Source organism: Streptomyces sp. 2-1 (assembly GCF_048564895.1).
Taxonomy (GTDB): Bacteria; Actinomycetota; Actinomycetes; order Streptomycetales; family Streptomycetaceae; genus Streptomyces; species Streptomyces phaeochromogenes.
The window spans coordinates 2979683-2991477 of the sequence record NZ_CP183383.1 but is presented as its reverse complement, the minus strand read 5'-3'; the positions used below and the strand labels follow the sequence as shown (position 1 = coordinate 2991477).

General features: G+C 67.8%; 8 protein-coding genes and 1 pseudogene. 8 read left to right on the top strand and 1 reads right to left on the bottom strand.

All coding sequences use genetic code 11. From position 1 onward, the window contains the following. Nucleotides 1–72 precede the first annotated feature (72 nt). From ACN20J_RS13155 to ACN20J_RS13125, 7 genes are all read left to right on the top strand, one after another. Complete coding sequence (locus tag ACN20J_RS13155; protein ID WP_419665945.1) at nucleotides 73–1209, top strand: pectate lyase family protein; 1137 nt, start codon at nucleotides 73–75, stop codon at nucleotides 1207–1209. A 65-nt stretch (nucleotides 1210–1274) separates the two neighbouring features. Then, a complete protein-coding gene (locus tag ACN20J_RS13150) occupies nucleotides 1275–2636 on the top strand; it encodes an ABC transporter substrate-binding protein (protein WP_419665944.1) in 1362 nt (453 codons plus the stop codon). Nucleotides 2637–2815: 179 nt separating this feature from the next. Next, a complete protein-coding gene (locus ACN20J_RS13145) occupies nucleotides 2816–3619 on the top strand; it encodes a rhamnogalacturonan acetylesterase (RefSeq protein ID WP_419668876.1) in 804 nt (267 codons plus the stop codon). Between the two features lie 111 nt (nucleotides 3620–3730). Then, nucleotides 3731–5074, top strand: a complete 1344-nt coding sequence (locus ACN20J_RS13140) for a pectate lyase family protein (RefSeq protein ID WP_419665943.1) — start codon at nucleotides 3731–3733, stop codon at nucleotides 5072–5074. Between the two features lie 2 nt (nucleotides 5075–5076). Next, a complete protein-coding gene (locus tag ACN20J_RS13135; protein ID WP_419665942.1) occupies nucleotides 5077–6201 on the top strand; it encodes a pectinesterase family protein in 1125 nt (374 codons plus the stop codon). Nucleotide 6202: 1 nt separating this feature from the next. Next, a complete protein-coding gene (locus ACN20J_RS13130) occupies nucleotides 6203–7237 on the top strand; it encodes a pectinesterase family protein (protein WP_419665941.1) in 1035 nt (344 codons plus the stop codon). Nucleotides 7238–7340: 103 nt separating this feature from the next. Then, on the top strand, nucleotides 7341–8453 hold the full coding sequence (locus ACN20J_RS13125; protein WP_364195176.1) for a right-handed parallel beta-helix repeat-containing protein: 1113 nt from the start codon (nucleotides 7341–7343) through the stop codon (nucleotides 8451–8453). Nucleotides 8454–8460: 7 nt separating this feature from the next. Here ACN20J_RS13125 and ACN20J_RS13120 read toward each other — a convergent pair whose 3' ends face one another. Further along, nucleotides 8461–10695, bottom strand: a complete 2235-nt coding sequence (locus tag ACN20J_RS13120) for a family 43 glycosylhydrolase (RefSeq protein WP_419665940.1) — start codon at nucleotides 10693–10695, stop codon at nucleotides 8461–8463. A 243-nt stretch (nucleotides 10696–10938) separates the two neighbouring features. On the opposite strand from ACN20J_RS13120, the pseudogene ACN20J_RS13115 reads away from it, so the two are divergent. Beyond that, a pseudogene (locus ACN20J_RS13115) lies at nucleotides 10939–11778 on the top strand (right-handed parallel beta-helix repeat-containing protein); the annotation flags it as partial. Nucleotides 11779–11795 lie beyond the last annotated feature (17 nt).

The following is an 11795-nucleotide window of genomic DNA, read 5'->3' as shown; positions in this document are numbered from 1 at the left end:
CTTCAAGTCATCACCGCACCACCTGCCTGACCGCTTCAAGTCATCACCGTAGTAAGCCTGTTGGGAGCCGCAATGACGCACTTCCGTAGCAGCAAGCGCTTGCCCGGACCGGGTTCCGGGCTGGGGCTCGGTGCCGGGCCCGGCCCTGGCCTCGGCCGGACCCTGGTCACGGTCACCGCCCTGGTGGCCTCACTGGGGCTCGGGGTCGTCGCCCCGGCCGAGGCGGTGTCCGAGAGTGCCGGCCGGACCGCCGAGGCCCACGGTTTCGCGTCGCTGGAGGGCGGTACGACGGGAGGCGCCGGCGGCGAAGTCGTCACCGTGACCACCCAGGCCGACCTGGAGCGCTACGCGGCCGCCGAGGAGCCGTACGTCATCCGGGTCGCCGGGACGATCAAGGCCGAGCCGTTCGGCGCGAACGTCGTCGTGGCCTCGGACAAGACCATCATCGGCGTCGGCACGGCCGGGGAACTCGTCCAGGGCGAGCTGCACCTCACGCCCGGCACCCACAACGTGATCATCCGCAACCTGACGATCCGAGACTCGTACGTCGAGGGCAACTGGGACTGCAAGGACACCGACTTCGACGGCATCCAGATGGACACCGTCCACCACGTCTGGATCGACCACAACCGCTTCTCACGGATCTGCGACGGGCAGCTCGACATCCGCAAGGACAGCGAGTACGTCACCGTCTCCTACAACCGCTTCGAGAACAACAACAAGACCTTCGGCATCGGCTGGACGCCGAACGTGAAGACGCAGATCACCATCGACCACAACTGGTTCCGCGGCACGAAGCAGCGCAACCCGTCGGCCGACAACTGCGCCTACGCACACCTCTACAACAACTACATGACCGCCCAGGCGGACCCCGGCGACCCCGTATGGACGTACGGCAACTGGTCGCGCGGCAAGACCAGGATGGTCATCGAGAACAGCTACTACCAGGACGTCCAGCACCCCTACCAGGCCGACGCCACCGCCGAGTTGGTGCAGCGCGGGTCGATCCTGAAGAACACGAGCGGGCGCCAGGAGACGTGGGGCGCGGCCTTCGACCCGCGGGACTTCTACGACTACCGGCTCGACCCGGCGGCGGCCGTCCCCGCGCTCGTGTCCAAGTTCTCCGGTCCGCAGAGGGGGCTCGGCACGCACACCGTTGCAGACCGTCCCGCCGGGACCGGCAACCGGGCGCCCCACGCCCGCCATTGACCCCCACAGCTTCACAACGTCACAGCGACACAACCCTCGTTGGATCCAGAAGAAGAGAGCCGATCATGAAGACCAGTATGCGCAGGAGCAGTAGAGGAGCGCGCCGCTCCGCCGCCGCCGTCGCCGTGAGTGCCGTACTCGCGCTGACCGCAACGGCCTGCGGCGACGACGGCAGCGGGTCCGCGGGCGACAAGGGCGCCGACGGCAGCGGCAAGGGCAAGGTCGTCTTCTGGGACAACAACGGCGGTGTCCGCACCGACATCTGGAAGGAGATCATCGCCGACTTCGAGAAGGAGAACCCGGACATCGAGGTCGAGTACGTCGGGATCGCCGCCACCGAGTACCAGTCCAAGGTCGACACCGCCCTCCAGGGCGGCGGGCTGCCGGACGTCGGCGGTGTCGGCGCGGCGATGCTCGCCGGGTTCGCCGCCCAGAACGCGCTGGAGCCGCTGGACAGCCGACTCGGCAAGTCCTCCCTCAACGGCAAGCTCAACGAGGACATGGTCAAGTCGCTGAAGGCCGCCGGCGGCCGGGACGACACGCTGTACTCGATCCCGACCTCCGCCAACAACGGCGTCCTCTACTACCGGACCGACCTGTTCAAGCAGGCGGGCCTGGACGAGCCGACCACCTGGGACAACTTCTACGAGGCCGCCGACAAGCTCACCGACAAGGGCAAGAACGAGTTCGGCTACACCATCCGCGGTGGCGCCGGCTCCATAGCCCAGGCCCTCGACGCGATGTACGGGCAGTCCGGCATCACGTCCTTCTGGGACAGCGGCAACGAGAAGACCACGGTCAACGACCCGAAGAACGTGGCGGCCCTGGAGAAGTACGTGGGCCTCTTCAAGAAGGTCACCCCGGCAGCCGACCTCAACAACGACTTCACCAAGATGGTCGCCCAGTGGGACTCCGGCACGATCGGAATGCTCAACCACAACCTGGGCTCCTACCAGGACCATGTGAAGGCGCTCGGCGTCGACAAGTTCCGCGGTATTCCGCAGCCGGTCGGACCCGGTGGCAAGCGGGTCCAGGTCTCCAACCCCGTGGACGGTCTTGGCCTGTTCAAGAGCTCCAAGAACAAGGACGCCGCCTGGAAGTTCATCGACTTCGCGACCTCTAAGGCGGAGAACTCCAAGTTCAACGAGGCCGCGGGGCAGGTGCCGTCGAACAACGACGCCGCGAAGGACGCGTGGGTCTCGAAGGCCGAGCCCACGAAGCTTGCCGCCGAGGCGTTGAGTGATGGGTCTACGACCATCGTTCAGCTGCCTTACTACCTGCCCGACTGGAACACCATTTCCAAGACGGACAACGAGCCGGCGTTCCAGAAGGTCATGAACGGGTCCATGAGTGCCAAGGACTTCCTGGACACCTTGGCCGATCAGCTCAATGCGGCTCAGACGGAGTGGAACGAGCAGAAGGGATAGCCCCTTCGCTGTTCCTTCGCAGGGGTCGATCGTGGGGAGCTGCGGGGCCGTTGTGCTGGTCGCGCAGTTCCCCACGCCCCTAAAAGACTGCGCAGTTCCCCGCGCCCCTGAAGGGGCGCGACTTGGGAGCCACCTCCTGCACCAACCGCAGCTTTTCCATGTCCGAAAGGCACATCGTCGTGTCACTCACCCGGAGACAGGTCACCACCGCGGCACTTGCCGCTGTTCCCCTCGCCGTCGCGGCGACGGGGCCCGCTGCCGCCGCCTCCCCGCAGGGGCGGCCCCGAGAGCGCACGCTGTATATCGCCGGTGATTCCACCGCCGCCCAGAAATACGCCGATGCCGCGCCCGAGACCGGCTGGGGCATGGCCCTTCCGTTCTTTCTGCGGGAGCGGTTGGCTGTCGCCAACCATGCGGTGAACGGGCGCAGTTCGAAGAGTTTCATCGACGAAGGGCGTCTCGACGTCATTCTCGCCGCGATCCGGCCCGGTGATCTCCTGCTCATCCAGTTCGGGCACAACGACTCCAAGGTCGCCGATCCCACGCGGTACACCGAGCCGTGGACTACGTATCAGGACTATCTCCGTCAGTACGTCGACGGGGCGAGGGCTCGGGGGGCGCGGCCCGTGCTGGCCACGTCCGTGGAGCGGCGGAAGTTCGATGCCGACGGGAATGCCGTGGGGACCCATGGTGAATATCCCGCTGCGGTTCGGGCCCTCTCCGCGGAGGAGGGGGTGGCCTTGCTCGATATTCAGGCGCTGTCGATTGCCCTCTGGCAGCGGCTCGGTGTCGAGGAGACCAAGAAGTACTTCAACTGGACTGCCACCGAGCAGGACAACACGCATTTCAATCCGCCGGGGGCCATTGCTGTGGCTCGGATGGTGGGTGCGGAGTTGCTGCGTCGGCGGGTTTTGGTGCGTCGGGATGTTCGGCGGCTCGACGAGGTCATTCCTGAGTCTTGGATCAGTTGGCCCGAGTCGTAGTACTGCGGCTGAAGGTTCGTTTATAGCCGTCCGTCGGTTGTGGCTGGTCGCGCAGTTCCCCGCGCCCCTGAGTAAGTTGCCCTGCTCCTCGCTTGGAAGGAACCCGCACTCATGCGTTCTCGTATGTGGCATGCCCATGTCATGACATCCTTCGTTGGATGCACCGCCCTCGTCCTCGGTGTCACCGGGACCGTCGCCCATGCCCAGGCCGCCGAAGCCCCTCAGGCCGCCCAGGGGCGTGACCTCGGGCGTGAGACCCTCGCCGTCGGTGATGGCTGGGGATCCGAGGGGACCAGCACCACGGGCGGTGCCGCCGCCACCGCCGAGCACGTCTACACCGTCACCAACTGGGCGGAGTTCAAGGCCGCGTTGAAGGCCGGCGGTGACGCGCCGAAGATCATCAAGGTCAAGGGGGTCATCGATCCGGTGGCCGAGGGGTGTGCTTCCTTCGCGGCGCCGGGGTACGACTTCGACGCGTATCTGGAGAAGTACTCGCCGGAGAACTGGGGGCTCGACAAGGACCTGTCCGGGGAGCCCGCCGACAGCCCCGAGGGCCTGCGGGCCGCCTCCGCCGCCAACCAGGACAAGGCGATCAAGGCGAACGTACCCGCCAACACCACCATCGTCGGCGTCGGGAAGAACGCCGGGATCAGAGGCGGCAGCCTGCAGATCAAGGGCGTCGACAACGTCATCCTGCGCAACCTCACCATCGAGGCCCCGCTGGACTGCTTCCCGCAGTGGGACCCGACCGACACCGACACCGGGGCCTGGAACTCCGAGTACGACGCGGTCGTCGTCTACGGCTCCACCCATGTGTGGGTCGACCACAACACCCTGACCGATGGCCGCTACCCGGACAGCACCCTGCCGACGTACTACGGCCAGACCTACCAGCAGCACGACGGTCTGCTCGACGTCGTGCGCGGCGCCAACTACGTCACGGTGTCCTGGAATTCGGTCGAGGACCACGACAAGACCATGCTGATCGGCAACAGCGACAGCGCCGGATCGACCGACACCGGCAAGCTCAAGGTCACGCTCCACCACAACCGCTTCGAGGGCATCGTGGAGCGTGCGCCGCGTGTCCGGTTCGGGCAGGTCGACGCGTACAACAACCACTTCGTCGTGGCGAAGGGGCAGTCGTACGGATACACCTTCGGCATCGGCGCCTCCTCGCAGCTGTACGCCTCGGACAACGCGTTCTCGCTGCCCGCCGGTGTCAGCGCCGCCAAGACCCTGAAGAAGTGGAACGAGGCGCCGCTCACCGCCGAGAACAACTACGTCAACGGGAAGCTGACCGATCTCATCGCCGTCCACAACGCCGAGATCCCGGGGGAGACCCTCCAGTCGGGGGCCGGGTGGACCCCGACCCTCCGTACGAAGGTCGACTCGCCGCGGGCCGTGCCCGGCATCGTCGGCGGCCGTGCCGGTGCGGGTGCCGGAAAGGTCTGCTGACCATGACCCTTCCGGCACCGGTCAGTAGACGGTCCTTCGTCGTCGCGAGCGTGGGAGCCGCGCTCGCACTGGGGGTCTCCTCTCAGGCACAGGCACAGGCCCACGTGCGTGGGCGGGGCCCCTTCGGGCGGTACGGTTCGCCGTCGGCGCGGTTGGACGAGCGCACCCTGTACGTCCACCCCGGTGGCCTCGGCGACCACACCACCGTCCAGGCGGCCGTGAACGCCGCGAGCGGCAGCGGGTACACCCTCGTCATCGCCCCGGGCACGTACCGGGAGACGGTCTCCGTGAGCGTCGCCCGTACGGAGATGACCTGGGTCGGGGCCTCCGGCGAGGCGCGGGACGTCGTGGTCGTGTACGACAACGCGGCCGGTACTCCGAAGCCCGGCGGCGGCACGTACGGTACGACCGGGTCGGCGACCACCCTCGTGCAGGCAGACGGGTTCACCGCGCGGGACCTCACCTTCGCCAACGACTGGCTGCGCGCCGAGCACCCCGGGATCAGCGGCACCCAGGCCGTCGCCATCAAGGTGCAGGGCGACCGGTCCGCGTTCGTGGGGTGCCGGTTCCTCGGGCATCAGGACACCCTGTACGCCGACTCGATGGCCCTCGGCACCTTCGCCCGGCAGTACTACCGGGACTGTTACGTCGAGGGTGACGTGGACTTCGTGTTCGGGCGGGCCACGGCCGTCTACGAGAACTGCCACTTGCGGACGCTGATCAGGGATGACCTGACCGGGGCACCGTACGGGTTCGTGTTCGCGCCCTCCACCGCTGGCGCCAACCCGCGCGGCTACCTGGTGACCGGTGGCCGGATCTCCAGCGAGGCGCCGGACGCCTACTACAAGCTGGCCCGCCCGTGGGTGCCCAGTTCGGACACCACCGCCCGGCCCATGCTGACCGTGCGCGGGACCCGTATGAGCGCCGGGATCGACGCGGTCGAGCCCTACACCAACATGTCGTCGGGCTTCCCGTGGCAGGACCAGCGGTTCGCCGAGTACCGGAACACGGGGCCGGGCGCCGTGGTCTCCGTACCGGAGAACCGGCCCCAGCTCACCTCCTCCGAGGCCCGGTCGCACACCCGGGAGGCCTACCTCGGCGACTGGACCCCGTGGAAGGGGTGCTGACATGCGCCGGCGCACACTGCTCACCGGGATCGCCGGTGGCCTGGTGGCCGTCGGCACGACCCCCGCCTTCGCGGAGGCCCGGCGCCGCGTCCTGCACGTCCGCCCCGGCGGCTCCGTCCAGGACGCGGTGGACGCCGTGGAGGGGGAGGGGTGGACGATCGTCGTGCACCCCGGCACGTATCGCGAGGTCGTCAACATCCCTGCTGGCAAAGGGCAGTTGACGCTTCGCGGCGCGTCCCGTGATCCGCGGGCCGCCGTGGTCGTCTTCGACAACGCCAACGGCACCCCCAGGCCCGGCGGAGGCACCTACGGCACCGCGGGCTCCGCCACCCTCACCTCGGCGGCGCCCGGCCTGACCGTCCGGGACCTCACCCTGGCCAACGACTGGCTGCGCGCCGACCACCCCGACATCACGGGCACCCAGGCCGTGGCGGCGTACGTCACCGGCGACCGGTCGCGCTTCGAGCGGGTGCGGTTCCTCGGTCACCAGGACACGCTGTTCGCGGACACCACCGCGCTCGACGCCTTCGACCGGCAGTACTACCGGGACTGCTATGTCGAGGGTGACGTGGACTTCGTCTTCGGGCGGGCACGGGCGGTCTTCGAGCGGTGCCACTTCCACACCCTCGACCGGGACGTCACCTTCAGACCCGAGGGCATGGTGTTCGCCCCGGCCACGGCCCGCGCGAATCCGTACGGCTTCCTCGCCGTGCGGTGCCGGATCACCTCGGGTGCCGAGGACGCCGCGTACAGGATCGCCCGGCCGTGGGTGCCCTCGTACGAGACGACCGCCTGGCCCTCGCTCGTCGTGCGGGACACCTGGCTGGGGCCCGGAATCGACGCCGTGGAGCCCTACATCAACATGCGCGAGGCGTATCCGTGGCAGACCATGCGTTTCCGTGAATACGCCAACTCCGGTCCCGGCGCGGTGATTTCGGTGCCGGAGAACCGGCCGCAGCTCACGGACGCGGAGGCCGAGTCGCACACCCGGGAGACGTATCTCGGGGACTGGAGGCCCTATGAGTGCCAGTCCTGAGTAGCCCCCCCGTGACCCCGGCAGGACGAGGTTCCCGCATGGCTGAACTCCGTCCTGTGACCTGCAATCTCCCCACACAACTCGACGAAAGGTCCCCACACCCATGTCCCGTCGAACCGCTCTGTCTTTAGGTGCAGTTCTCGCCCTCGGTGCCGGACTCGCCGTGATCCCCACCCACGCCCACGCCGCCACCGTGGTCGTCAGCAACTCCACCGACCTGTCCAACGCCATCAAGAACGCCACCGCGGGCACCATCATCCAGGTGCGCGCCGGCACCTATTACCCGACGGCGACCCTCCAGTCGACCGCCAACGGCACGTCGTCCAGCCGCATTTACCTCCAGCCGTACGGCTCCGAGACCGTGAAGATCGACGGCTCGAACCTTCCCGACGGGGACTGGATCTTCAAGCTCACCGCCGACTACTGGACCGTCTCGGGGATCACCTTCCAGAACTCCCCGGACAGCGCGGTCGTCTGCCAGTCCTGCGCCTCGACCGTCTGGGACAACATCAAGACGATCAACGGCGGTGACTCCGGCTTCACGCTCACCGGGGACAGCACCACCAACAACACCGTCCGGAACATCGACAGCTACGGCCACTACGACGCCGCCACCCACGGCGAGAACGCGGACGGCATCGCCATCAAGTTCGGCTCGGGCAGCGGCAACCTCGTCACCGGGGCGCGCCTCTACAACAACTCGGACGACGGCCTGGACTTCTGGTCGTTCTCGTCGCCGGTCACCGTCGAGCACACCTGGGCCATGGGCAACGGAAAGAACCGCTGGTCGGACTCGGCGTTCGCGGGCGACGGCAACGGCTACAAGCTGGGCGGCGACGGCGAGGTCGTCGCCCATGTCGTCAACAACTCCGCGGCCTGGGACAACGCGGGCAACGGCTTCACCGAGAACAGCAACAAGGGCGCCATCGTCATCAACCGCACCACCGCCTACGCCAACGCCAAGTGGGGCTACTACTTCGCCACCGGCGCCGCCAGGCTCGGCAAGAACCTGGCGGTCGGCAACAGCGGCGGCTCGGTGAGCAAGGGTTCCTCGGTCGTCTCGTCCGGCAACAACTGGGACTCGGGTATCTCGACCCCCGCCTTCCGGTCCACCAGCGCGACGACCACGTACAACGCCCGCCAGTCGAACGGCGCGCTGCCCGTGACCACGTTCCTGACCACGGGCAGCACCACCATCGGCGCGACGATGGACTGAGCCGGCGCTAACGGCGTACGGGCCTGATCGACTCCAGGGTCGGCACCACCGGCAGAATCGTGCCGTCGGCCGCGAACTTCATGCGGTCGACGGTCGTCTCCCGGTGCATGCCGTCCCCGCCCGCCAGGCCCGGCCCGTTCAGGCCGAACCGGTGGTAGACCATGTACCAGTCGTCCGTGCCGGGCGCGTTGACCACCGAGTGGTGGCCCGTGGCGAGGATGCCGTACTCCGGTCGCTTGGACAGGATCGTGCCCTGCTTGGTCCACGGGCCGAGCGGGGACGGGCCGGTCGCGTAGGCGACGTGGTAGTTCTCGCTGCGGGTGTCGTCCTCGGACCACATGAAGTAGTACGTGCCCTTGCGCTTGACCACGAAGGACCCCTCCCGGAAGTTGTCCGGGGTGATGTCCTGGATCTTCGACGCGTCGAACGACACCATGTCGTCGTTCAGCGGGACGACGTAACCGTGGCCGTTGCCCCAGTAGAGGTACGACGTCCCGTCGTCGTCCGTGAAGACCGCCGGATCGATCATCTGGCCCCGCAGCGAACCGCCCTTCGCCACAAGGGGTTTGCCGAGGGCGTCCTTGAAGGGGCCCGCGGGGGAGTCGGCCACCGCCACGCCGATCTGCTGCTCGGCGCAGAAGTAGAAGTAGTACTTGCCGTCGCGCTCGGCGATCGCCGGCGCCCAGGCGTTCTTGTCCGCCCACGACACATCAGGACCCAGGTCGAGGATCTCGCCATGGTCCTTCCAGTGGACCAGGTCCTTCGAGGAGAAGGCCTTGAACTTCGTGCCGCTCCAGCCCGGGAAGCCGTCGGTGGTCGGGTAGATCCAGTAACGGCCGTCCAGGTACTGGATGTCGGGGTCGGCGTACAACCCCGGCAGGACCGGGCTACGGGTGGGCACGGCCTCGACGGTCCAGGTGCGGGTCGTGCCGTCGGCCGCCGTCACCTGGTACTTCTGCGGCTTGCGGAAGTCGCGGCGCGTACCGGAGGCCGGGCTCACCGTGGCGCCCTCGCCGAGCCAGAGCTTCGGTGCGAGCCGCGCGAGGTTCTCGCCCGGCTTCATCGGCAGCACGACCTTCGAGGCCGCCTCGGTGACGATCGCGTACCCCTTCTGGTCCTTCACCGTCGCGTCCACGACCGAGGTGCCGCTGACTGGATACGCGGCGAGCAGCCGGTCGTACTCCGCCTGCGTGACGGGCATGACCGTGCCGTGCCGCGGGCTCGCGGGCAGCTGGTAGTTCTTCGACATCGTCCAGCGGCCCGAGTCGAGATCGGTGGTCTCGAAGGGCACGTAGCCGCGGCCGCCGTACTCGTCGATGAACAGGTACCACTTCTCCTCGGTGTTGGACTTGAAGACCGTCGGCCCCTCACCGCGGTCGATCGAGCCACTGCCGATGCAGTCCGACACGAAGTCGTACGAGGTGTCCGTGAGGGAGGTCGACTTCTCCGCGGTGATGAACTTCGAGCAGGGGCTGGAGGACGTGGGGTCCCGCTCGTCCTTCGTGTACCGGTAGTAAGTGCCCTTGTTCTTCACGACGGTCGAGTCGATCACCGAGTAGCCGGGGTCGTCCCAGACCTTCGGCTCGCTGAAGGTACGGAAGTCCTTCGTCGTCGCGTACATCATCTTGTTGTACGTCGAGCCGGTGTGGTCCGGGTCGTCGTCGGCGTACAGCTTGGACGCCCAGAAGACGACGAACTCGCCGAGCTTGTCGTCCCAATAGGCCTCCGGAGCCCAGGTGTTGCCCGCGCTGTCGGGGGAGACCCTCACCAGGCGCTGGTCGGTCCAGTGGACCAGGTCGGTGGACTCCCAGACCATGATGGACCTGCTGCCGTGGCGCTGGACGTCGTCCCAACTGCCGCTGGAGTTCTGGTACATGCGCAGATCGGTCGCGATCATGAAGAACTTGTCGCCCTTGGGGGAGCGGATCACGAACGGGTCGCGCAGGCCCTTCTCGCCGGTCGTGGACGTGAGCACCGGCTTGCCGCCGTTCAACTCCCGCCAGTGCAGCGGGTCGTTGCCCCGGCTGAGGGCGTAGCGGATCTGCTCGCCGTCCGCCGTGCCCTCGCCGGTGAAGTAGGCGAAGAGATAGCCGGCGTACTTCTGTTTGGTCACGTGAGGTGCTCCGGATGGGGCTTCGGGTGGGGCCTGGGGCTGGGCCGCCGGGCTCGGTGGGGCGGCGAGCAGGCTCAGGAGGAGGGCGAGGAGGGGGATCAGGAGCGTTCGCACGGTGCGGGGGCGCATGACACATCCTGTGGGGGTCTGGTGGATTCTGTTGGGATGGGCTGCCCTCGGAGTGTCACCAGTGGCGGAGGGGCCGTCAATCGGTGGGAGCGGCCCCGGGGCGAGCGAAAGTTTCGATTCGTTTCGCGCGAACCCGGCAACCTTTTGAGGGCAGGCGGCGACCAGGGATCAGAGGCGGGGCCGAGTAAAGAAAGCGGCCCCGGCCCCGCCTCTGTCCCTGCTGCCCAGGAAAGGAACGTCCCTGTGCGTCTCGGCACCGGACGGCACCGCAGGACCGGCACCCTCTCTGTCGCGACGGCGGTGGTCGTCGCCTCCGGGGCGGGAGGCGTCTATCTCGGCCTCTCGCCCGACGGGGCGAGCGCCGCCGGTACGACGGTGACCGTGTCGACCGCGGCGCAGCTGGAGTCCGCCGTCAGGAACGCCACGGCCGGCACCACCATCCGGGTGCGTGGCGGCACGTACTACCCGACACGGACCCTCAAGTCGGCGGCGAACGGCACGAGTTCGGACCGGATCACACTCCGGGCCCACGACGGCGAGAAGGTACGGATCGACGGGGCGAAGCTGGCCGCCGGATCCTCGCTCGCCGGGATCGACGGCGACCACTGGACCGTCCAGGACATCACCTGGCAGAACTCGCCGGCCCTCGGCTTCGTCGCCACCTCGTCCGTCGGAGGCGTCTTCAAGAACCTGGTCACCGCGGACAACGGCGACTCCGGATTCACGCTGCGAGGGGACGGTACGACGGACAACCTCGTGCAGAACCTGCGCAGTTACGGCAACTACGACGCGGCGGGGCACGGCCGGAACGCCGACGGCATCGGCGTGAAGTTCGGCTCCGGCACGGGCAACAGGATCATCGGCGCCCGGCTCCACGACAACTCCGACGACGGCCTGGACCTCTGGCAGTTCTCCAGCCCGGTCACCGTCGAGCACTCGTCGGCCTACGGGAACGGGAAGAACCGCTGGAAGGACCCCGCCTTCGAGGGCGGCGGCCACGGGTTCGAACTCGGCGGAGGTGGTGCTTCGGTCGCTCACGTCCTCGACGACAACGAGGCCTACGGCAACAGCTCCGCCGGGTTCTACGTCCCCGGGGCGCG